We start from the raw sequence: 23,074 nt of genomic DNA on the forward strand, positions 1-23,074 counted from the left end.
GTCGGGTGTCGGCAAGCGTGAGAGGTTAGGAATTAGGGTTAGCGGAAAGTAAGCAGCACGAGGGACGCGGCGGGTAAGCCAATGCGTAGCGCCACATTGACGCTCACGAGTAAGACCTTTGGGAGTCCAGAGGGTGAAACCCTTTGGTGGGGTGGGAGGTTTGGAGGCAGGGGTGAAACCCCTGGCCGCCAAGGTTCGGAAAATCGAAAGCGATCCAAGCCGCAAAAAATCCTTACGCCGCCTGCGGTTCTACCAGCTTATCCAACCCATCCACCACCCGCGCCGAAGTAATCTTATCCCCTTCCTTCAGCTTCTCCAGCACTTCCTTCCCTTCCGTCACATAGCCAAAAATCGCATACCGCCCATCCAGCAAATTCGCCCCCGCAGGCGTCAACTCCGGCTCAAACAGAAAGAAGAAAAACTGCGAAGACCCGCCATTCACATCATCCCCCGGACGCGCCATCGCCAACGCCCCATACGCCGAAAATGGCAACACAGGCTGATCCAGATAACGTCCCGCATCCTCCAAAGTAATCCCGTAAGTTGGTTCCTTGTCACCCTTCACCAGCACTTCGAGCGGAATCGCCCGGTATTTTCCGCTATCCGGGTCAATAAAACCGACTTCCTTTCCAGGTGGATCGCCAATTTGCAGCACATACGATTCCTCAGCGCGAGTGAATTCCAGCCCGTCATAAAAGCCACGCTGAACCAGATCGACAAAATTCCCTGCCGTCACCGGAGCGCTATAGCCATCCACAACTGCGGTGATCGCACCCTTATCGGTTTGAAACTCGATCGTCGCCCGACCCTTGAGCTGCGGCAAATTGCTGTATTCAGCGGGAACCTCAAACGGAAATCCATCCACCATCAGTTCTTCCAACAGCCCGATCGCGCTCAAGACATGACTGCGCTCTTGCCAAACCGCCTCGCGATCGTTCGCTTCCACGCCCGCCCGCATCTCGGCCAGTTCGCTCTTAATCTGCTCAATTAGCTGCTCACCTTCCGCCTTGCGATCGTCCGGCACACTCTTGAGCAAATCATTTGCCCGCGCCGAAACAATCCGATCGGCCTGCGTCAAATTGCTCTTAATCGCGCTCAACTTCTTGCGGCTGACCCGCAGCGTGTCCGAGGTTTCTTCGATCGCCGCTTGCAGCTTACGGACATCAGCATTATCGATCGGCAAGGCATAGCGCAGCAGAGCGCGACCATCCGTAATCGGGTTGCCCGTCGGCAAATTGGCAATGAGTGGCGCGGCAACAGCCAGTGGCGCGGCAGCGGCATGACCTCCGCCCAGCGCGATCGCAACGGCAGCAAAAACAGCGATCGCGACGACAAGTTTAGCTTTGAAGCGATTCAACAGGCTTTTCATAAAAATGGATGGCTCGATCGAGGGCGGAAATCCATGTTTAATCTTGCCACAGTCGGGCGCATCCTTTATTTTGGTAGCGCCTGATCCACTTTCAGATAGCCTGCTGCAATGCTTTGGGCAATCACGGCCTCGACCAGCGGCCACAGTTCCGGCGTGGCAGTAGCGATCGGTTCCACCCGCTTGATCACCTGCGCCTTGGTAATGCCATGTTCGCGCCAAGTGCCGCCTTGATTTTGCTGATTGAGCAGAAGCGGCTGGAGTCGATCGAGTGCCGCCGCATATTTCGCTTCCGCTGTGTTTTGCGCTTCAAATTCTTCCCAGAGCGATCGCAATTCCGCCGCTTGAGCTGAAGGCAATAAATTGAAAATTCGATCGGCCGCCGCCAATTCCAGCGCTGCTTTATCCAGGTTTCCTTTTACATCAAACGCGAACGTATCGCCCGCATCGATTTCAACCAAATCGTGAATTAGCAGCATGGTGACGACGCGCAGGGGATCGATCGCTTCTGCCGCATATTCGCTGAGCAAAATTGCCATCAAAGCCAAATGCCACGAATGTTCTGCGCTGTTTTCCCGTCGCGATCCGTCTGCGAGTCGCGTTTGTCGCAAAATCGTTTTGAGCTTGTCAATTTCGAGGATGAATTGAATTTGTTGAGCCAGTCGATCGATCATTTCATTCGGTTTATTTACACCTCCAACAGGTTATCGTTTTGATTCGCTACGATCGAGCTATCCGCAATTTTTTCCTCCAATGGCACATCTTACGAAGCGGCGATCGCAAAATCTCGAAGGCGACTTTTACGTGGATTCAAGCTGCATTGACTGCGACACCTGCCGCTGGATGACACCCGAAGTTTACGGACGCATCGGCGAACAATCGGCAGTGATTCATCAGCCCGAAAATGAAGCGGAAAGATTACGAGCGATGCAGGCGTTGCTGGCTTGTCCAACCGCTTCGATCGGCACAGTTGAAAAGCCAACCGATATCAAAATCGCTCAGCAAAGCTTTCCCATTTTAGTCGCAGAAAATGTGTATCACTGCGGCTATCATGCCGAGAATTCTTATGGCGCAGCCAGCTATCTAATTGTGCGTCCGGAAGGCAATATTTTGGTGGATTCACCTCGATTTGCGCCGCCGCTCGTTGAAAAGATTGAACAAATGGGCGGCATTCGCTATTTGTATTTGACGCATCGTGATGATGTAGCCGATCATCAAAAGTTTCACGATCGATTCGGCTGCGATCGCATTCTCCATCAAGACGACATCACCCGCAGTACACAATCCGTCGAAATTCAACTCACTGGAACCGAGGCGATCGAACTGGCTCCCGACTTGCTGATCATTCCGGTTCCTGGACATACGAAAGGCCACACGGTTTTGCTCTATAGCCAGAAGTTTCTATTCACGGGCGATCATCTCGCTTGGTCAAAACAAATGCAGCAGCTAATCGCCTTTGAAGATGTGTGCTGGTATTCTTGGCCGGAACTGGTGCGATCGATGCACCGACTCGCTGAACATGATTTCGAGTGGGTATTGCCCGGACATGGACGGCGATTTTCGAGCGATCGAGTCACGATGCGCGACCAGATGCAGCGCTGTTTAAAAAACATGACAAATTAGCGACGAATTCTAAAGCGATGGTTAGAGAATGATTGCGATTTCGTACAGCAATCATAGAATTTCATGAGGAACTGTGAACAAATTGCGGATTTGGCACTTCGATCCTCGACAATAACGCTACACAAATTTGATCAGCTACCATGCAAATTTTCAATCGCGCCCCGCAAACCGAAGTGGAAACGCAAACTCGCATTCTGCAAGCGGCTCAGCGATTGTTTGCTCGTCGCGGCTTCGATGGCACAACGACCCGCGATCTCGCTCAGGCGGCAGGCGTTGCTGAAGGAACGCTGTTTCGCCACTTTGAAAATAAAAAAGCAATTTTGGTGGCAGTGGCGACGCAGGGCTGGGTGGAAATTCTCACCGATTTGCTGACGGAACTGAGCGAAATGGGCAGCTACAAGGCGATCGCTCAAGTGATGCGGCGGCGAATGCTCAACCTCCACCAAAACGCCGACATGCTGCGCGTTTGCTTCATGGAAGCGCAGTTTCACCCGGATTTGCGCGAACAAATTCAGTCCGACGTGATCGCCAAAATGACCGACGTGGCCGAAGCTTTCTTCCAAACCGCAATGGACAAAGGCATCTACCGCAAAACTAATCCGCGCATCGTGGCACAAGTTTTCTTAGGTATGTTCACAGTCGCCGGATTCAGCCGCGACACCGTCATGGCCGAAGGTTCATCGCCGCAGGAAATGCAGGAAATGGCGGAAGGCTTGGCTGATATTTTCCTAAATGGCGTGTTGGCGCGGGAATAGCGCAACGTTGCGATCGAATTGCGGTCACAGCTTCCAATACACGAAAAACGTTGGGGGCGAAACGACTCAACCCCCAGCGCAAATCTAGACTTCATTCAGGTGGGCTTGGGACCTTCGCCGTCGCCGCCGCCATTGGGTTCATCGCCGCCAATGAAATCGGCAATTCCCTCAGTCAGGTCTTTGGGATTCATAAAGATGACTTTGGAGTTGGCGCTTTGACCGAGGCTCAAGTTGGCTTCCACGTAGCGCTGAGCCAGCAAATATTGCAGCACGGTTTGGCTGTTGGGCTGTTCCTTCAAGGCTTTGGCGATGCGCTGAATCGATTCGACCGTGCCTTCTGCTTCGGACACATCGGCTTTGCGCTTGTTTTCGGCTGCCCGCTGTGCCTCCAGCGATTCCAGCATTGCTCTAGACGGTGTGATTTGCTGCACTTCCACGCGCGTCACTTTTACGCCCCAAGTTGCGGTTGCGCCATCAAGCTGCTGCAAGAGCGCCTGATTAATTTGGCCGCGAGAAGCGTAGGTTTCTTCCAGCTTCATCATGCCGATTTGCGATCGCAACGCCGTCAGCACCAAATTCTTGAGCGCTGTTTCAATATCTTCCACCGCATAAAACGTCCGCTCAAGCTCTAGAATTCGCCAATAAATCACGGCATCGACCAAAACCGCCAAGCTATCTTGCGTGATTGCTTCTTGCGGTTCCGTGTCAAGGACGCGCTCTTTGAGCGATTCTTCCAAAACCACATTCTCCATGAGCGGCACAATTAAATTGAGTCCCGGACGCAACTTGCGGTTGTAGCGTCCGAGCCGTTCGACCAGTGCTTCGTTGCCCTGGTTGACAATTTTTACCGAACCGACCGTAACGCCAAAAACTAGAAATGCAAGAGCAGCAAGAATCGTAGGCTGCATAGTCGATCGACCTCCAACAATGGGGAATTTTTACCCCTGATTTATCTAGCAGTTATCGCATCAATAGACCGATTCAGCATAACAAGTTTGAATCGGTCTCAAAGCTGCTTAATTTTAGTTTAGATTGTGCGATCGACAACCGCTTGATCTTGAAATGTTGCAGGCAAAACCGTTAGCGTATTGCCTTGCCGACTGACGACATGCACAGGCTGACCTGCTCGCAGTTCAACATCGGAAATTTGACAGCGTGCCCGCCACAGCGAACCATCATAAGCCACTTCACCCACACCGCCAGGAGGAATCGTTTCAGACACTTCGGCAACCGGAGATGGATCAAGCTGCGGCGAACGATTCGGAACCAAACCGCGAAAAATCAACGCGCTCGCAACGGCCAAAATTCCCCAAACGATGATCTGAATCAAAACCGAGGGAAAGTAAAGCGAAACGAGCGCAGTCATTAAAGCAGCGAGTCCTAATGCCGCAATGCTCGGCTCTGCGATCGGAATGCACAGCACCAGAAAAACCAAACCTGTCAGCAGCCACAAAACATGAGGTGGCTGACTCAAAAGCTGTTGGAGAAATAACACGGTAGGAACTCCGGCAGACGCCTGAAATTGAAGAAAGATGAACCAGGAAAGTCTCCTATTTTAACTACAGCTTAGAGTTTGGAAATTGCGGTCTGTGAGTAGACAGATTTTGCAGGTGGATTTGGAGAGAGCTTCGCCCATTGCTGAGCGCATTGATACAAAGTTGGGTAGTCAATTTTGGCGTTGTGACGGCGATCGACCGGAATCGATTTCACCTGCAAAATGCGGTCAATTTTTGCCCAAGCTAAATTCTCTTGAAGTCGATCGATCCCAGCAGCTTGCGCTTCAACAATCAGCCACCGCTGCCCCTGAATTTGAATCAGTGCCGATCGCGCGATCGCCGGATTCTGCGCCACCGCTGCCTCCACCGCAAACGGATACAGCACGCCAAGTTCATCTTGAATGCGAGCGCTACAGCGACCGAGCAGCCACAGCCGCCCCTGCCAATCAAAATATCCGGCATCCCCAGTCCGATGCCACGCTTGCCCATCCACACGAAACTTGGTTTCCGCATCGCCTTGACCGTGCAGATAGCCGGACAAAACGTGATCGCCAGCCACGACGATTTCGCCAATTTCACCTTGCGGCAGGCAGCGATCGCCAAATTCCTCACGGCTCAGCGGCAAAATCGCATCCTTTGTCTGCGGCAAAATCCGCACATCCGCTTCCGCAACAGGTTTACCCACCAGCAAACCTCCGCCTTGCTGCATCGCCATCAAATCTTCAAACTGAAGTTGACGGTAGGCGATGTGGGCGATCGGTTCCGCTTCGGTTGAGCCATAAACCGCGTAAACTTCCGCCTCTGGTGCAAGATTTTGGAGGCGATCGAGCAGTCGCGGAAAGACAGGTGCGCCACCGTTGTAGATGCGGTCGAAGCTCGTTAATTTCAGGTTGTGGCGATCGCAGTAGTCCGCCAGTCGAGACAGGAAAGCAGGCGAGGCGGCGATCGTCTGTGGCTGGAATTTCTGAATTTGCCGCACCACCTTGTCAGCCTTGATGCGCCCCGGAAAGCGTAGATCGACATCGGGGATCACACTCGTCACGCCGGATGCGAGATTGGCAAGAAGAAAAATCGGCAGCGTGGTTAGGTCGATTTGGTTAGGTTTGAGTTGCAGAGAAGAAGCGATCGCTTGATGCTGAGCCAGCAAAAAACCATGTGTCCGTAGTGCCGCTTTCGGCTGTCCTGTGCTGCCGCTGGTGAAGGTGATTAGGGCAGGCGTCTCGGCCACGACAGGCTCAACTGAGGAATTTTGAGCAGCAGCGATCGCCCAGCGCTTCGCACCCCAAACCGGAAAACCAATCGCGAACTTGTGAGGAATTCGACGGAGAGCGGGCGCTCGAAACCGCAGCAAATGCGCTTTAGAACTAGCAATTAAACCTTGGGGTGGATACAGCTTGCAGCAGCGATCGAGGTGATCTTTTCCAGCAGCCGGATCAACAAACATAGCCACCATTCCCAAACGCCAAATCGCCAACAGCGCAACATAAAGATCGATCGACATTGGCTGAAAAATCAACACGGCATCACCGGATTTTAAGCCGACTGACTGGAGAAAATTGGCGGCTTGATTGGCAGCTTGGGCAAGTTGAGTAAAGGTGATGGATTGACGATGAGCAACGATACCGTTCCGGGACGCCACGATCGCAATCGCATCAGGACGATCGATCGCCTGCTGCTGCAAAATTTCAACGAGGTTCACGGCAGTTTAGTTAAATCACGCCTGCAATCTGCATAAGCTTAATCAGTTTGCGCGGATCGATCGAAATATCTTCTATTCGCGCATCCGGAAAAAGCCAACGCTGTACGCTTGCACCCAGCGGCATTTCTCCCAGCAAATAGTAATAGTCAAGTTCGACTAAATTACTTAAAAACCAGTAGCAAGGATACACAAAGTTCGGTGAAAATAGCTCGATTACGATTGTCTTCGATCGACAAAACACCAAATTTGTGAGTCCGCTGCCGTGCGGTGCTACAACCACCGTAGCGCTGGCAAACAAAGCCGCTTGCTCGGAAACTGACAGTGCTTCGAGTGTCACAGATTCAAAGCCATATGGCGTTAGTAATTCAAGAATCTCTGCTTCATTCGTGACACGCCGATTTGTGGTTTGGCTGCGGCTGATGTACAAGCGCTTCTCAGGCGTTGGATTGGCAGGCAGGAAAGTCGATCGCAAAAAATCGCAGGTCGATCGATTCATCCAGGCAATGCAGCCTGGAAAAGGTACGATTAGGCGATCGGCTTGGATGTGGAATTTTAGGTCGAGGATTTTAGATTGAGGAATTTCTAGCTTTTCGATTGATTCTTGCTGGAACGATCGATTATTTGGAATAACAAAGTAGTCGATTGAATCCAAATTGATTCCGCTGCGTTGTAACAAATTCCAGCGCGGCAAAACCTCAAACATCCAGTGAAAATAGAGATGATTTTGCAGGCTAGAAAGGATAGCGATCGATCCACCAATCTTTTCAACAGGTGGTAAGCCAGCGGATTTTAGAATCGAATGACGGCTTGGATGGTTGTCAGGATGACCGGGACTAAAAATCGGAAATTCTGGCGAAAGTTCGGGTAGAAATCGATTGTCAGCGGCAATGCAAACGCAGCTAGTTTCATCTTCGCTGATCCAGAATCGCCCGTTCGGTATGGCGGCGACAAACATTCCGGGAAGTTCGATCGATTCTCCAAAGCGAAAGCTGAAATGAATGCTGAAGTCGATCGATTTTGGCGGCTTTAATTTCACCACAGAAGCAGGCTCGATCGCTTCTGAAAATGCGGCAGAAGATTCATGGAATCCGAGCGGCGGCGCGACTGACAGATCGATCGCTTTGCTCGAATTTGCAGCGGGCGGAGATTGCAAATTAGCAAAGCTGCGATCGAGCCGTTCGATTAGCTCAGTTGGTGGCAGCAGATCGATCGCGTTTTGAAACTGTAATCTTGCTTCAGTCAAACAATTTTTCTGCAACAAGGCATAACCCCATTCCGCATAAGGAACTGCCCAATTTGGTTGCAGTTGTGCGGCTTGTTGGAAGTGGGCGATCGCCTCTTCAATTTCTCCGATCTGAAGCTGGCAGCGTCCGAGTTGCACAGCTAGCTCGGCACTGGGCGCAAGCGCAAGGGCAGCAGTATAAGCCTCGATCGCCCCCTGCCAATCCTCAAACTTCTGAAGAATGTCGGCCAGTTCGATATAAGCATCGACAAGATCGGGCTGAAGCGCGGTTCCTTGGGAGAGCTTCGCTAGCGCCTGCTGCCACATTTCGATCGCCGCATCGTATTCACCTTGTTGTGCCAAAGCTTGCGCCAAGCGGTGATAAATCTCGGCACGATCGCCATCTAGGTGCAAAATCTGCTCGCTAATCAAGGCGGCTTCGGCAAACTTTTGGGCAGCAAAAGCGCGATCGGCAGCGGCTTCCAGCAGCGCGATTAAGTCAGCGAAATCCGCCGGTTGCGCTTCAGCCAATCCGCTCATCCAAACCATTTGCGCCAGTTCTGCTTCCCCGGAGCGTAGCAAAACCAGTCCCAATTGCCAGTAGTTCCTTAGGTTGGTGGGGTCTTGAGCGATCGCCGCTTCATATTCGGCAGCGGTCAGCCACTGTTCGGCGTCCATTTATGCGGCTAGTGCAAGCTGTTCGATCGCCATTTCGGGGCCAACCAGCGAAATATACGGTTCGCCAAAATAGCGCTGGGCAGCGGCTTGGGCGGTTTCAACAGTGACCGCAGCGATCGCCTCTTGGAACGCTAAATCAAATTCAATTCCCAGCCCCAAAGTTTCGTACCAGCCGAAGATCTGCGCGATCTGGGCGTTGGTCTGCTTGCCGAGCGCATACTGACCGAGCAGTTTATTTTTGGCGGCTTGCAGTTCGTCCGGCTCCAGCGCGGTTGTCGTCAGCCGATCGACCTCCTGCCACAGTCCGTCACGAGCGATCGCGGCATTTTCCGGCGAAGTGCCCATGTAGACCACAAACTGCGATTGATCGAGGCGCGTCGGGTAAAAGGCAGAAACCTCGTAAGCTAAGCCGCGCTTTTCGCGCAGTTCGACAAACAAACGGCTCGACAGGCCGTTGCCCAGATAGGTATTGAGCAGCTTCAAAGCCATGTAGTCTTGGTCACGGACGGAAGCGGCAAGATGGCCGAGCATGACGATCGCCTGCTGCGTGTCCTGAACGGTGCTGATCGCCTGCGGCTGCGGATCGATCGCGCTCAGATGCAGAGGGGGCACTTCCAAGCTGGGATTTGTCCAATCGCCAAACATCGCATCAACCAGCGCGATCGCCTGATCCGGCACAATTCGCCCGACGATGCTGATCACCAGATTGTCAGGCCGAAAGTAAGTGTGGTGATAGCGCTGCAAGTCGTCGCGGGTGAGATTGGCAATCGTTTCCTCCGTCCCCAAGCTCGCCAAAGCGTAGGGATGATCTTGATACATTGCCTGCCGGAGCTGCTGATGCGCCACCGAGAAAGGCTGCTCCTGCATCGATCGCAAGCCTTGCAGAGTCAACCGCTGCTCTAGCTCAACTTCGTGGACGGGAAACGACGGCGATCGCAGCAGGTGCGCGGCCAAATCAAGCAGTTCGGCAAAATCGCTCGACACCGATTTCAAGCTGAGCAAACAGTAGTCCGCAGCGGCATCCGCGCCCAAACTCGCACCGACCGACTCGACCTGTTCCGCGATCGCTTGGGCTGAAAGGCGATCGGTTCCCTTGGGCAAAACTGCTGCAAGCAGATGCGACACGCCCGCCTGCTGAGGCAATTCATAGCGGCCTCCGGCTTTGATGAAGATGCGAGCGGCAACAATATCCGCAGCCGGATTTTCAACGGCCAAAATCGTCAGGCCATTGTCAAGAACAGCGCGGTGAATCGTGCGATTGGCGAGCAGATGTGCCGCAGAAGAACGAAGAGGCATTGAGTTTTAACAAGTAGGCTTTTTTCCAGTTTAGGCGTTTCAGTTGGCGCTGAGTGGAAAGGATGCTTCTCAATTCGATCGCGTCTCTTCCAACCGGAAGAAGTTTCGTACAGTGGCGATCGATACCCTGAAGACAAATGCACTGACAAAACGTTTTAGCATCATTATGAAAATTCCACCTGAAATTACCTATCGAGGCATTGAAAAAACCGATGCGCTCGATGCACTGGTGAATGAAAAAATTGCCAAGCTAGAGCAGGTTTGCGATCACATCAGCAGTTGTCATGTGGCGATCGAAAAAGAAAGCGATCGTCCCAAGCACGGCTCGCCCTATCGTGTCCGTCTCGACATCACCGTGCCGCCCGGACATGAACTCGCATTTGAAAGCACTAATCTCGGTGATAACAAGCAATTTCCCAAATTGGAAGCCGTGATTCGTGATGCATTTTCTAAAGCTTGGCGGCAACTGAGGGACTTATCAAGACAGCAAAAGGAACACGATCGCGGTCAACTCAATGACGGTGCATACGACACCACTGCGCTAATCACTCAACTGTTTCCTGAAGAAGGACATGGTTTCTTAAAAACGCTCGATGGTGAAGATGTTCACTTCAATGCCAATAGCGTTGCAAACAATGATTTCGATCGCCTTGCAGTCGGAACGGGCGTTCGCTTTGAAGCGATCGAAGATGAAGAAGGTCGCCTTCATGCAACAACCGTTCAAATTGTTGATAAACCCGGAGCGCGAGCCGGAAAAGCAGATGAAACGCTGATCGAAGTGCCGCTCGACTGGAAATAATTTGAACAGGTAACCATCAAGCGCAGAAGCAAGATTTCTCTTCTGCGCTTGATTCAACTGAAACAGGAACTCGATCGATCGCTTCTTCTGACTGCACCAGATGTCGCCAACTTACGCGACAATCAACAAGGAGAAATGGAGATCGATCGATGCTTTTTCAAACGGTAATTTCAACGCTCAATCAGTTTTGGAGCGATCGCGGCTGCGTCATCGTCCAGCCCTACGACACGGAAAAAGGCGCGGGAACGATGAGTCCGCATACGTTTTTACGGGCGATCGGTTCCGAACCTTGGTCGGTCGCGTATCCGGAACCCTGTCGCCGCCCGACTGATGGACGGTATGGCGAAAATCCGAATCGCGTCCAGTATTACTATCAGTATCAGGTGTTAATTAAGCCCTCACCAGGTAATATTCAAGAGGTCTATCTGGATTCACTTCGAGCATTAGGAATTGCACCGGAAGATCACGACATTCGTTTTGTGGAAGACAACTGGGAATCGCCAACGTTGGGCGCGTGGGGTGTGGGTTGGGAAGTGTGGCTCGACGGCATGGAAGTGACGCAGTTTACTTACTTTCAGCAGTGTGGTGGCATCGATTGCCGTCCGGTTTCGATCGAAATTACCTACGGTTTAGAACGCCTCACAATGTATCTGCAAAATGTTGATTCGATCTTCAATATCCAGTGGAACGATCGCCTCACCTATGGCGATGTGCAGCTTCAAGCCGAAATTGAACAGTCCACCTACAATTTTGAAGCATCCGATGCCGATCGCCTCTTCACTCTCTTCGGTTTGTATGAGCAAGAAGCTGAACAACTAATTCAGAAAAAACTCGTGATGCCCAGCTTGGACTATGTGCTGAAATGCTCCCACACCTTCAACCTGCTAGATGCTAGAGGCGTCATTTCTGTAACCGAACGAGTGCGATACATCGGCAGAATTCGCAATCTTGCAAGGCAGGTGGCTCATCTGTATTTGAAGCAGCGTGAAGAACTTGGATTTCCGCTGCTGGCAGTTCCCAGTGAAGTAGCTTAATCAAGGCGAAATCAACAGATCAAACAATAGATTGGGGCGAAACGGCGGCTCTTTGAGTTGCGATCGATTTTGCTTCAAAGGAAACGGTTGACCGTTCAGCACGAGCGGCTCAAATTGACGCGAAAGTCGGCCTTGCTCAGATTTCAGCAGGATGACGCGATCGCTTCTCACTCGTCCGGGCAAATCTCTTTGATCGATTGCCAGATCGTCGGTAATTTGCAGGACACCATCGCCTACCGCAATTTGCTTTCGCCAGCCATTGTCTAATCGATAAGTTTTGGGTTGGACTGCTTTGGCGAAATCTTCGTCATTCATCCATCCAGGCGGAAATTGGTAGATGTCGCCTAATAAACGCGGAAAGTGACGATTAAAACTCAGTACTTGCGCGAGTCCTGCGGGGTCTTGATCAAAGTCAATCAAGATGATGCTTCTTCGCGTCATATCGGGACAGAGCCGAGAAACATCTGTCCAAAAGGTGCGCTGATATTGGGCGATCGAAATGAAGTCTCGCTGAACTCGAAATCCAGTCGCAATCAGCAGCGTAAAAAACAAAGCTAGCCCAACTGTGGCGATCGATCGTGAACTGCGACTCACGGCCAATTGAATCGCGCAGCAGGTGCAACCACACAAAATTGCTGCTCCAAATACCGCAGCTACGTGTACAAGTGAGTCTCGTCCATTCACCTGATAAATGTCATCCGGAGAGCCAGTTAGTGTGAGGATATACGCCAAAATCAGCGAGGCAAATCCAGCGATCGACAATCGCCAGCAAATTTGAGAAAACTGATGCTGAGAATAATCTGCTTCAACAGGCAACGATTCAGCTTGATATTTTGGTTGCAAATAAGCTAGCCCGTAAGCGATCGCCACTAACAGTAAGCCCATCGGAACAAGCCATTTCACTTCCAGCATCGTCAGCGTTTGAAGCGGTTTTAAGACAAAAGTGACGATGGTAATGAGCGGTCCAATTGCCACTGCCAGCAACACCTGTAAGAGACCATCATCATCTAAGAATCGATTCACTCGACCTTCACCTGCCAGTTTGCGAATGATCAAAGCAGCGAGCAGTAATGCGATCAAAATTGCCGTGTGTCTTAGCAGTTCTCGCCGCGATCGCGCTTGCCATTTCCAGGTCGGCTTGAGGAGCGGAGCGACCCAAAACAGCGGTAAGACTTTTTCATAGCAAAATACCGAAATGAAAATAAGTAAATAGGAAAAGATGCGATTTCTTTTGCTGTTGGACAAGTATAAATGGGAGGCAATTAGAAATAAGAAAAATGCAGGTAGAATTCCAAAAGCGCTGGTGAGCCAAGCGTGATTGGTGTTGACCGGAAACAGCGCGAAACCAAGAGTGCTGGTGAATGCAAAAAAAGCGTTTTTTGTCGATCGCTGCATCAACCGATAAAACACCAAAACATTCAGCAAATAAAGCAAATAGGCGATCGCATACATGGCGGATAAACCACCCACTTGAAATCCTAAATGAGAAAAAAGATAAATCAGTCCGGGATGGAGTGGCCGCCCTTCTGTATCCGCCATGACGGTGAAAATTTGCTGCCAATATTGCCAAATCTGCGACCAATTCCACTGCATCGCCATTGGCACACGGCTGAAATCTTCTCGATAGAGCGAAAACTGCTGGCTGTTAGAAAAGTAGGCCAGCCAAACAATGACTGCCAAAAGCAACATGATGAAGCTATTCAAGACTTTTTGGCGATTGGACAACTTAGAATCGATCGACGGTTTAGCCATTTGACATAATAAATTTCCAGTGTTATTGCGATGTAGATGATCCTAAACCAGACGTTGAACTCGTTCGATCGCGTGATCTGCTACTTCCAAACAATTTATATCAAGCGCTGCATTTGTGCTGAAGCTACACATGAATGTATCCGCGACGCTTCAATCTAGTTTCAGTGCAATGCTCGATCGGTGAAATGGAATTTCAATTATGGGAAATGTGAAACTTGGTATCTACTGTTCTAGCTCGATCGCTGCGTTTTTGTACCTTCTGTGGCCGGAGCGATCGCGCTAACCTAAATCTTGCTGTTTGTGAATCGAAAATATGCGACAAGCGATCGTTCAAGTCGATGCATTTACCGACAAACCGTTTGGTGGAAATCCGGCTGCGGTTTGCGTTCTGGCTGCGCCTCAGCCCGACGAGTGGATGCAAAATGTCGCGCTGGAAATGAATTTGTCCGAGACGGCGTTTCTCGTGCCGCGATCGGATGGCTATGATTTGCGCTGGTTTACACCTGTTGCGGAGGTGGCGCTGTGTGGTCATGCGACGTTGGCAAGCGCTCATGTGCTGTGGAGTGAAGGCCATTTGACGATCGATCGGCAAGCCAGGTTTCACACCAAAAGCGGTTTGCTGACTGCCGATCGCCGCGCTGACTGGATCGAACTGAATTTCCCGGTTCAGCCGATGCAGCCTGTTGAACCACCAGATGATCTACTGGCGGCGTTGGGCATTCCCCACGCCGAAGCAGTACGCCACCGGACGCGCCAAAATCAAGACGATTATCTGGTTGAACTGGCAACCGAGGCAGAAGTGCGCCAGCTTCAGCCGGATTTTGCGCGGATGCTGAAGCTGTCCACTCGCGGAGCGATCGTCACCAGTCGCGGCAGCGAATACGATTTTGTCTCGCGCTATTTCGCTCCGGGCGTCGGCATCAACGAAGATCCGGTGACGGGTTATGCTCACTGCTGCTTGGCTCCCTACTGGCAAGAGCGTTTAGGAAAATCGGAATTTCTCGCCTATCAAGCTTCGGCCAGAGGTGGCGTTGTCAAAGTTCGGCAGGAAGGCGATCGCGTCTTGCTAGGCGGTCAAGCCGTCACCGTGATGCGCGGCGAACTGGTGTAGGGTCGATCGATCCGGCTAAAATTGCTTTCCCTTAGCTGACCGGATCGACGACTATTTCTACCGTTGTCGGGTGGCCGCGCGTGATGACGGGATAGGCCATCATGTTCAAAAAGCGCAACTGTCCGTCCACCGTGATTCGCACCTGAAGCGCGTAGGTGTGCTGTGGATTGATCTTGGTCGAATCGTAGTCCAGCACGAACGGAATCGGGACTTGCTGGCCTGCGGTGATAAAGCTTTCAGTGGCAAGATCGATCGCCTCCGTGTCAACGAGGCTGACATCTTGCAGGTGGATGGCGATCGCCGCGTTGAACGGCAGCAAAATGGGTTGGCGGCAGGTGATCACACCTGTAACGGTTCCTTGAAACATGGAAACAAAGCAATCCAAGCAGATGCAAAGAGGACAAACGGCTGCGTGAAACAGAACCTCGCATTTCGACAAGGCGCTGTATCTTGGCAGAATCGAAACCTGCTGTAAGCAACGAAGGTTAACAGCGAGAGGACAGGCGATCGAGGATGCAGGCAGCTTTGCTTGCGGCTTTCAGTGAAGACAAACAGTCAGTGAAAACAAACAGTGGAAACAAAACGCGCCGTCAAAATTTTGACACAAGTTTGCCGATGTGACGGGAAAGAGCCACACCGCAAACGATGCTTCTTACAAACTGGGGTGCTAGGATTCGAACCTAGGAATGGCGGGACCAAAACCCGCTGCCTTACCACTTGGCGACACCCCATCAGGAACCTTGTTTATCTTAACAGTTCCTTAGCCGATTGTGTCAAGCCGTTTTCTGAGGCGGGTGCTAAAAATCATGCTGCAAAATTGCCTGACCGCGCCGATAAAATTCCTGGGCGTATTCTGTCCATGCACCTTGACCCCAGTAACGAAAGCAGCTTGTCTGTAGCAAAAGATTGTGCAAAAGGGCGTTGCGGTAGCGGTGCTGCTGCGTCAGTGTGGGATCGGCAGCGAGGAGCGGATCGATCGCTCGATGAAAATCTGCACTCAACTGATTCATCGGCGTCAGCACGTTCTCGTAGCCGCGCACCCAACTCAAATTGTTTGTCCAAGAACTGCCGTCCATGTGGAAGTTGGGATTTTCCTGTTTGAGTTGCGCGATCGCCTCCTCAACCGCCTCCGGCGAACTCGCATCCGGATCAACCCGCTGCCAAATTTGGTGCTGCCCGATCGCCTCACAGGTCGGAAAATCTGCTTCCCCCACGCCCGCAGCCGTAATCAGTTCTAGATACTCGGTTCCCGTCACGCCGACTGTTCCGCGATTGTCCTGACTGGCAATTTCGTACCAGGCATTTTTGAAGCCGCCCGGAAATTCGTTCATCATCACACCACCATTTTCGCCATCGCCAATCTGCGTGACGATCGCGGGAATGCGGATGCCGTTAATCGTGCGCCTGTCGAGCGTTTTCGCCTCATAGTACGGCTGCATCTGGGCGACCAGTTTGGTATCCGAGCCTTGCGTTTTGATCAGGGCAGTGATAGCGATCGATTCTCCGTGAGAATTCCGCGCAATCAGCCGATGCGGAAGATGTCGATTCTGTAGCGGTTGACCGTCCAGCGTTTCGATCGAGTGTTCCTGCACCAAAAGCCAATCGTAGCCGCACTCTTTCAGCGCTTTGATGAATTCATATAAAGTGTCGGGATGGTTGGGCAAATGCATTTCGGGCGGGGAGAAGCCTCGGACGCGATCGATCGCCTCCCAGCCAAAGATCGCCGCGAAGTGATGCCGCCACGCCTGAATGTGCAGCTTGAGATCAGGAATCGGCGTTGAAGGCGCGACCGCATGGCTCCACATCGTTCCCAGCCACTCGACATACGGCTGATAGTCCCGCTCACAAGTGACGCGCTTCAGGTTTTCCAGAATGTCGCCGCGCCCCATCTGCCTGAGTCCCCACAGCAGATTGCCGGAATAGTCGAGCATCACACGCGGGTTACAGCCCTGACTCACCAGTTCCGGGATGAAATCCGCGATGCGCGAATAGCACCAGGCAAACGGCGCGGCATTGTGGTTATCGCCTTCATGGGGATGCTCAAACATATATTGCAGGTGGCCGATCGATTCGCCGTCTGTGCCAGCGGGGATCGTCGGCTGGTGCATGTGCAGCGCGATCGCAAACGTCGCCTTCACGTCCTCCAGTCGCAAATTCGATCGCGACAAAAATACCGAGTCGAGCTTTGATCGCTGCAAGTCCGTTTCGTGGCCGCAGATATTGGGTAGACCGTCGATCGATTCCGGGAGCGATCGGGTGTCGGGAGGCGAGGAAACCATAGACCTGTGAAAGCGCAACTTCTTAGGTATGGCACGATCGCGCCGATCACAGCCGACTTCTTGACGCTTCGCAACATCGATTAGGGCGTTTAATCTTACCGATCGAAAAATCTATGGTGACACTTCGCAAAAACTTGTAATAGATTGGGATGGAACTTTACCTAACTTCACAGAACTGGGGTACGATAAGTTTAGTAGGTAATTATTCTCACTTAAAGGAATTTTACTGCTCAAGTGCTTGATCAATTTGCCAAGAAGCTAGTTTACGTTGCGGAGTCTATTTCCGTTTCTGGTCTGATTCCCTTCCCATCTGCTTTCGCCTCTTTGCAGGAGAACCGTTCGTTCCGCAGCTTCACTCGTGGCTTGGCAAAGACAAGCGAGTTGCCGACTGACAAAAGTGCAACTTCTGCCGCATATCCACATCGTTTTGGGGTTGACTCCCATGATTACTGAATTTCCTTGGCTCAGTGCGATCGTTCTTTTCCCGCTACTTGCGGCCTTGCCAATTCCGCTTCTACCCGATAACGAAGGCAAGACTGTCCGCTGGTACACCCTTGGAGTTGCCCTTTCCGAACTGGCTTTCATCCTGTACAGCTTTTGGCGAAACTACAGCATCGGCATTCCCGGCTACCAAATGATGGAATCCTACGCTTGGGTTCCACAAATCGGCCTCACCTGGTCGCTGGCCGTTGACGGAATCTCGATGCCGCTCGTCGTTCTCTCCGGTCTGGTGACGACCTTGGCGATCGTGGCTGCTTGGGAAGTCAAGCACAAGCCGCGCCTGTTCTTCTTCATGATCTTGGTGATGTACGCCGCGCAAATCGGCGTGTTCGTCGCCCAAGATCTGCTGATGTTCTTCATCATGTGGGAACTGGAGCTGGTTCCCGTTTACCTACTGATTGCCATCTGGGGCGGTGCCAAGCGTCAATACGCCGCCACCAAGTTCATTCTCTACACGGCTGCGGGTTCGCTGTTCATTCTGCTGGCTGCTTTTGGTATGGCCGCCTACGGTGACACCTTCACCTTCAACATGCAGGAACTCAGCATCAAAGATTATTCGCTCACCTTTGAACTGGTCATTTACGGTGCTCTGCTGCTGGCCTTTGGCGTGAAGCTTCCGGTTTTCCCCTTCCACACCTGGCTTCCCGATGCTCACGGTGAAGCGCCTGCTCCGGTTTCGATGATTCTGGCAGGCGTGTTGCTGAAGATGGCGGGCTACGGCTTGATTCGCTTCAACATGGAAATGCTGCCGGATGCTCATGTCTACTTCGCTCCCGTCCTCGCGGTTCTGGGTGTCGTCAACATCATCTACGCTTCGCTGACTGCCTTTGCTCAAACGAACCTGAAGCGCCGCATGGCCTACTCTTCGATCGCCCACATGGGTTTTGTCCTCTTGGGTATCGCCTCCTACACCACCTTGGGCATCAGCGGAGCGGTTCTGCAGATGGTGTCGCACGGCTTGATCGCCGCGATGCTGTTCTTCCTCTCTGGTGTCACCTACGAACGGACGCACACGCTGGCGATGGACAAGATGGGCGGCATCGCCAAGCAAATGCCGACGACCTTTGCACTGTTCACGATCGGTTCCTTGGCCTCCCTTGGTCTGCCTGGAATGAGCGGCTTTGTCGGTGAACTGACGGTCTTCTTAGGCTTCAGCACCAGTGACGCTTACAGCGTTCCGTTCAAAGCGGCGGTCGTCTTCTTGGCCGCAGTCGGTGTCATCCTCTCGCCCATCTACCTGCTGTCGATGCTGCGCGAAGTCTTCTACGGCAAGGAAAATGTCGAATTGCTTAAGCAGTTCAAGATTACTGACATTCGTCCTCGCGAAGGCTTCATCGTCGCCTGTCTCGTGCTGCCAATCATCGCGATCGGCGTTTATCCGAAACTGGCAACGGGCTTGTTTGATGCGAAAACGGTTGCGGTGGCGAGCGAGGTGCGTAACGTCCTGCCGATCGTGGCTGAGCAGCCGATCCGCCTGTTCAACCCGACGATTATCGCACCTTCGATTCTCGGCGCAGAAACCAAAGAGCTTGCTAGCGCTGGCAAGTAGTCATCAACGAAACGCTTCTTGAAACTGAGCAGGTGTGGCTGAGGCTGCACCTGCTTTTTTGTCGTTCTTCAGTCCAGCTTTAACGCTTAGTGTGATCGGCTGAGTCGAGCGATTTGGGTTGAGCGTCTGCCGATGGGTGTTGAGAGTTTAGGGAGCGCACTGCTGAACGTAGGGAATCACGAGCGGCCTAAGTTTATCGATGGTTTGAAGGATGACGGCGCGATCGAATTCGCTCCAGATTCTCGATCGTCCAAACACGGCGGGCTGAAGAATCCCCCAAAGCTGGTTGGCTTGGGCAATGTGTGCGTGAACGAGGGCGCGATGTCCCATGTTGCGCTCAAATTCGACGTTGAGAATGTCGGCGCTGGTGGTTTCAATGTCTTCCACAAAAATTGAGGGATCTGTTCGTAATGCGGCGGCGAACATCGGGTCTTCGCGTTCCCATTCTTCTTCGGGTTCCCAACCGTTTGTGCTAGTGTCGGGCAGGTCAGAGCGGCGTCGCCAGCACAAGTTCTGGTGCATTCGGGTAGCGGGGTCGCGCACCAAGAGGAAGCAGCGATCGGTTTGCAGGACTTCGCAGAGGGCGGGAAGCAAAGCAGTGAAGGTGGTTTGAGGATCGCGGTTGGCGGCGAAGATCTGCTCTAGGCTGTCTGGGTAGGAGGTTTCGGTAGACATGTTGGAAGCGCGATCGACTGGAAAATTGCGTCTTTAGATTACACGATCGCCTGATCTGAGCAAATTTCTCTGCGGACGAATTTGCCGTCTTTTGATTACGTCTGGTTTCCGAACCCGAAAGGCTGAGGTGTGGATGAAAAGGCAGTAATCCTCCCCAGTCCCATACAAAAGGAGGGAGCTGAACCACCCCTCAAAGTCTCCCTTGTTAAGGGGGATTTAGGGGGATCGATGCCTGCAAAGAGCGCTGCGCGGCCAGCAAAGCTGATTCGTACCGGAGCGCAGGTTATCCGCCATCTCAGGACTTTTCAAACGCACCCCCCAACTCCACCAACACCCGATCGCTCCTCCTCGCGCTACAGTACAATTCATGTCCATATCGGCGCACGGTTGCACAGCATGGAAGGCTACCTGGTTTCGATCGTGATTTTCACGGCGATTTTTGCGATTTTTGGGTTGGGATTGAATTTGCAGTGGGGCTTTACCGGGCTGCTGAATTTCGGTCATGTGGCGTTTATGGCGATCGGCGCTTATGCAACCGTGCTGCTGGCTGAAGTCGGTGTGCCGCTGTGGATTGCGGCGATCGTGGGCATGATTTTGGCCGCCCTGCTTGGTCTGCTGATTGGCGCTTCGACGCTGCGATTGCGCGAAGATTATTTGGCGATCGTCACGATCGGCGTATCGGAAATGATTCGCTTGATCGCCTTGAATGAAGAGTGGCTAACTGAGGGATCGTTTGGCCTGCAAGGGTTCGCGCTGCCCTTGGAAGATTTTGATCCGCCCGCGATCGTCCGGTTTGGCATGATCGCAATTTTGACGGCAATTTTGGGATTGGGCGGCTGGCAGCTTTGGCGAAATTTGCGGCAGCGGCTCAAGTCAATTCCGTCATCGAGCTTGATTCGCAGTTCGCTTTTGGTACTGGGCTATCTCGTTTCGCTCGGATTAATTTTGTCGGTCTTCATGACCGTGATGCGATCGCTCAATCAAGCCAACCTTTTACCACCTTGGGCGGCGAGCCTCGTTCTCGTCGTTGGGCTGGGTGCGATCGCCTGGTTCTACAATTGGTTAGCTCGGCAGATGACGAAGCGGTTTTCGGCAGAAGCGGGCGCGTGGTCAGGTGCGATCGCGCTGCTCACGACAACGGCAATCACGCTGACGGGACTGTGGGTATTTGGCTATCTGGTCAGTGCGCTCTACACCTACCGGAGTCCGACCAAAACGGGATTGATGTTTATTTCGATCGTGCTGACGGCGATCGTGTATTGGAGCTTAGAACGATTGGTGCGATCGCCTTGGGGTCGTGTCCTCAAAGCGATTCGTGAAGATGAACAGGTGGCGAAGGCGCTGGGTAAAAACGTCTTCTGGTACAAGCTGCAATCTTTGATGCTGGGGGGAATGCTGGCGGGACTGGCCGGAGCGCTGTATGCGTGGCAGCTAACGACCGTTTACCCGGATAACTTTATGCCGCTGGTGACGTTCAACGCTTGGACGATCGTTGTTTTGGGTGGGGCAGGCAGCAATGCCGGAACGCTGCTGGGTGCGGCGATCTATTGGGCATATCAAAACGGCTCACGCTTCATTCTTGAAGACATCGTGCCGCTGACGGATGCTCAGCAGGGCGCTTTTCGGATTATGTTAATCGGCCTGCTGCTGATGGTGCTGATGATGTGGCGACCGCAAGGCATTTTGGGCAAAAAGGAGGAATTGACGCTTGGGCGATAACGCTTTACTGATGGCGAACGGACTGTCGAAAAGCTTTGGCGGCATTCGTGCCGTTGACGATGCCACGATCGCCGTTCCCCAAGGCAGCATCACCGGACTAATTGGCCCCAACGGAGCCGGAAAAACCACGCTGTTTAATTTGCTGTCGAATTTCATCAAGCCCGATCGCGGCGAAGTCATTTTCGATGGCGCACCGATTCAGCAACTCCAGTCGCACCAAATCGCGCAGCAGGGCTTGGTTCGCACCTTTCAAGTGGCTCGTGTGCTGTCGCGCTTATCGGTTCTGGAAAATATGCTCTTGGCGGCTCAGCATCAGTCCGGTGAGCGCTTTTGGAATGTGTGGTTGAAGCCGCGAAAAGTGCGAGAAGAGGAATTGCGGCAGCGGGAACGGGCGATCGAAATTCTCGAAACGGTCGGCCTCGCCCATATGACGCACCAATACGCCGGATCGCTTTCGGGCGGACAGCGCAAACTGCTGGAATTGGCTCGCACGCTGATGGTGCGTCCCAAGCTAATTTTGCTCGATGAACCCGCAGCAGGAGTCAACCCAACGCTGATCAATCAAATCAGCGACCACATTCGCCGCCTCAACCAGGAAGGACTAACGTTCCTCGTGATCGAACATAATATGGACGTGATTATGTCTTTGTGCGATCGCGTTTGGGTTCTGGCGGAAGGCCGCAATCTGGCCGACGGCACACCCGAAGAAATTCAAACCGATCAGCGCGTCCTCGAAGCGTATTTGGGACAGTAGATCGGCGGCGAGTCATTCGCTTTCACCTATTGAGTTTGTCAGATGATTACTGTCTATAAAACTTCTTATGAACTTCATGGAAAAACATACGTTCGATGTTTTTCTTTTTCAGCAGAAGTTTCTGATCAAATCGATCGGTGGCAAGCTGTTTGGGACAAGATTGTTTTTGATGAGCAAGTCAAGACGGGCAGCTTTCGGGGTCGCTTTCAGCTTGATGATTTTATGCTTCAACTTCTAAGGGCAAAAAAAGAGCAAGGAATAATCAGACCTTACTACGGTGCTTCTGGCGGCAATCCGTGCCTGTACAAATTGCAGATTAAACCATCAACCTGCCTAATTCGTGTTACCCATTCAGTCGAAGAAAATACTGAAGTTGAAGCTGCCGTCACGATTCTTCAGGCAGCGGCGTCAGTCGTGGCGCAAAATCATCAAAGAGGATTGATGATAGGCGAGCAAGAATATTGCAAGTTGCAGCAATGGAGGTTTTGGCGTCCGCGTGATGAGTTTACAGGTCGGTATGTGTATCAATTTGCGCCAGCTTCGATCGGTTTAGAAATTCAGGTTACAGATACTCGTTCTCAAGAAACGATCGACATCACCGATTGGAATTGGTAGTATCCGCAGCGAATCGCTCGACTTCACTTCCCAAAGTTATACCAAATTCGAATCGGTGCAAGGCAGATGGTTCAGACTAACAGCAGTCGTTGCGTGTGTCTTTGTAAGGGTGGGTGTCCCCTCAGTTCGGCTTGACGAAAGCTTGGATGAA

20 protein-coding genes and 1 tRNA gene are annotated in these 23,074 nt (G+C 52.2%); 9 read left to right on the top strand and 12 right to left on the bottom strand.

Annotated elements, in window-relative coordinates; genetic code table 11:
* Positions 1 to 232: 232 nt before the first annotated feature.
* Positions 233 to 1,369, bottom strand: coding sequence for a peptidylprolyl isomerase (locus H6F67_RS21025; protein WP_190768601.1), 1,137 nt, complete (start codon positions 1,367 to 1,369; stop codon positions 233 to 235).
* A gap of 65 nt (positions 1,370 to 1,434) precedes the next feature.
* The gene (locus tag H6F67_RS21030; protein ID WP_190768602.1) at positions 1,435 to 2,040 is read right to left on the bottom strand and encodes an HD domain-containing protein; all 606 of its coding nucleotides are present in this window, start codon (positions 2,038 to 2,040) and stop codon (positions 1,435 to 1,437) included.
* 79 nt (positions 2,041 to 2,119) lie between these two features.
* Here H6F67_RS21030 and H6F67_RS21035 point away from each other — a divergent pair, with 79 nt between their 5' ends.
* Together H6F67_RS21035 and H6F67_RS21040 are read left to right on the top strand one after the other, a co-directional pair.
* Complete coding sequence (locus tag H6F67_RS21035) at positions 2,120 to 2,989, top strand: MBL fold metallo-hydrolase (RefSeq protein ID WP_190768603.1); 870 nt, start codon at positions 2,120 to 2,122, stop codon at positions 2,987 to 2,989.
* A 140-nt stretch (positions 2,990 to 3,129) separates the two neighbouring features.
* Positions 3,130 to 3,744 carry a TetR/AcrR family transcriptional regulator gene (locus tag H6F67_RS21040; protein ID WP_190768604.1) on the top strand — a complete coding sequence of 205 codons (615 nt, stop codon included), beginning with the start codon at positions 3,130 to 3,132 and terminating at the stop codon, positions 3,742 to 3,744.
* Positions 3,745 to 3,839: 95 nt separating this feature from the next.
* Here the strand turns inward: H6F67_RS21040 and H6F67_RS21045 are convergent, their stop codons facing one another.
* From H6F67_RS21045 to H6F67_RS21065, 5 genes are all read right to left on the bottom strand, one after another.
* A complete protein-coding gene (locus H6F67_RS21045; RefSeq protein WP_190768605.1) occupies positions 3,840 to 4,652 on the bottom strand; it encodes an SPFH domain-containing protein in 813 nt (270 codons plus the stop codon).
* Positions 4,653 to 4,771: 119 nt separating this feature from the next.
* Positions 4,772 to 5,239 (bottom strand): NfeD family protein, encoded by a 468-nt coding sequence (locus H6F67_RS21050; RefSeq protein ID WP_190768606.1) that lies wholly within the window; start codon positions 5,237 to 5,239, stop codon positions 4,772 to 4,774.
* Between the two features lie 71 nt (positions 5,240 to 5,310).
* Complete coding sequence (locus H6F67_RS21055; protein WP_190768607.1) at positions 5,311 to 6,939, bottom strand: AMP-binding protein; 1,629 nt, start codon at positions 6,937 to 6,939, stop codon at positions 5,311 to 5,313.
* Between the two features lie 10 nt (positions 6,940 to 6,949).
* Positions 6,950 to 8,839: a glycosyltransferase 61 family protein gene (locus H6F67_RS21060; RefSeq protein ID WP_190768608.1), complete on the bottom strand. Its 1,890-nt coding sequence runs from the start codon at positions 8,837 to 8,839 to the stop codon at positions 6,950 to 6,952.
* Complete coding sequence (locus H6F67_RS21065; protein WP_190768609.1) at positions 8,840 to 10,135, bottom strand: pitrilysin family protein; 1,296 nt, start codon at positions 10,133 to 10,135, stop codon at positions 8,840 to 8,842. It lies immediately after the preceding gene.
* A gap of 166 nt (positions 10,136 to 10,301) precedes the next feature.
* On the opposite strand from H6F67_RS21065, the gene H6F67_RS21070 reads away from it, so the two are divergent.
* The gene (locus H6F67_RS21070) at positions 10,302 to 10,934 is read left to right on the top strand and encodes an HPF/RaiA family ribosome-associated protein (protein ID WP_190768610.1); all 633 of its coding nucleotides are present in this window, start codon (positions 10,302 to 10,304) and stop codon (positions 10,932 to 10,934) included.
* A gap of 149 nt (positions 10,935 to 11,083) precedes the next feature.
* Entirely contained in the window at positions 11,084 to 11,968 is an 885-nt protein-coding gene (gene glyQ, locus H6F67_RS21075) for a glycine--tRNA ligase subunit alpha (RefSeq protein WP_190768611.1), read from the top strand.
* Here glyQ and H6F67_RS21080 read toward each other — a convergent pair whose 3' ends face one another.
* Positions 11,969 to 13,657, bottom strand: a complete 1,689-nt coding sequence (locus tag H6F67_RS21080) for a hypothetical protein (RefSeq protein ID WP_190768612.1) — start codon at positions 13,655 to 13,657, stop codon at positions 11,969 to 11,971. It lies immediately after the preceding gene.
* Positions 13,658 to 14,033: 376 nt separating this feature from the next.
* Between H6F67_RS21080 and H6F67_RS21085 the strand changes: the two genes are divergently transcribed.
* Entirely contained in the window at positions 14,034 to 14,831 is a 798-nt protein-coding gene (locus tag H6F67_RS21085) for a PhzF family phenazine biosynthesis protein (protein WP_190768613.1), read from the top strand.
* A 31-nt stretch (positions 14,832 to 14,862) separates the two neighbouring features.
* Here the strand turns inward: H6F67_RS21085 and H6F67_RS21090 are convergent, their stop codons facing one another.
* From H6F67_RS21090 to H6F67_RS21100, 3 genes are all read right to left on the bottom strand, one after another.
* Positions 14,863 to 15,198 carry a YbaY family lipoprotein gene (locus tag H6F67_RS21090; protein ID WP_190768614.1) on the bottom strand — a complete coding sequence of 112 codons (336 nt, stop codon included), beginning with the start codon at positions 15,196 to 15,198 and terminating at the stop codon, positions 14,863 to 14,865.
* 292 nt (positions 15,199 to 15,490) lie between these two features.
* Positions 15,491 to 15,562 (bottom strand) — tRNA-Gln (locus H6F67_RS21095).
* A 66-nt stretch (positions 15,563 to 15,628) separates the two neighbouring features.
* Entirely contained in the window at positions 15,629 to 17,110 is a 1,482-nt protein-coding gene (locus H6F67_RS21100; RefSeq protein WP_190768615.1) for a glycosyl hydrolase family 57, read from the bottom strand.
* A 442-nt stretch (positions 17,111 to 17,552) separates the two neighbouring features.
* Between H6F67_RS21100 and H6F67_RS21105 the strand changes: the two genes are divergently transcribed.
* The gene (locus H6F67_RS21105; protein ID WP_199304554.1) at positions 17,553 to 19,160 is read left to right on the top strand and encodes an NAD(P)H-quinone oxidoreductase subunit 4; all 1,608 of its coding nucleotides are present in this window, start codon (positions 17,553 to 17,555) and stop codon (positions 19,158 to 19,160) included.
* Positions 19,161 to 19,307: 147 nt separating this feature from the next.
* Here the strand turns inward: H6F67_RS21105 and H6F67_RS21110 are convergent, their stop codons facing one another.
* Entirely contained in the window at positions 19,308 to 19,835 is a 528-nt protein-coding gene (locus H6F67_RS21110; protein ID WP_190768616.1) for a GAF domain-containing protein, read from the bottom strand.
* A gap of 228 nt (positions 19,836 to 20,063) precedes the next feature.
* Here H6F67_RS21110 and H6F67_RS21115 point away from each other — a divergent pair, with 228 nt between their 5' ends.
* The 3 genes from H6F67_RS21115 to H6F67_RS21125 are packed head-to-tail and all read left to right on the top strand — an operon-like array spanning position 20,064 to position 22,923.
* Positions 20,064 to 21,554, top strand: a complete 1,491-nt coding sequence (locus tag H6F67_RS21115; protein ID WP_242020739.1) for a branched-chain amino acid ABC transporter permease — start codon at positions 20,064 to 20,066, stop codon at positions 21,552 to 21,554.
* Positions 21,544 to 22,308 carry an ABC transporter ATP-binding protein gene (locus tag H6F67_RS21120; RefSeq protein WP_242020740.1) on the top strand — a complete coding sequence of 255 codons (765 nt, stop codon included), beginning with the start codon at positions 21,544 to 21,546 and terminating at the stop codon, positions 22,306 to 22,308. Before H6F67_RS21115 ends, H6F67_RS21120 begins: the two co-directional genes overlap by 11 nt.
* Positions 22,309 to 22,350: 42 nt before the next feature.
* The gene (locus H6F67_RS21125) at positions 22,351 to 22,923 is read left to right on the top strand and encodes a hypothetical protein (RefSeq protein ID WP_190768617.1); all 573 of its coding nucleotides are present in this window, start codon (positions 22,351 to 22,353) and stop codon (positions 22,921 to 22,923) included.
* The last annotated feature ends 151 nt before the right edge of the window (positions 22,924 to 23,074 follow it).

Source organism: Microcoleus sp. FACHB-1515 (genome assembly GCF_014696105.1).
In the GTDB taxonomy this organism is placed as follows: Bacteria; Cyanobacteriota; Cyanobacteriia; order Elainellales; family Elainellaceae; genus JAAUTJ01.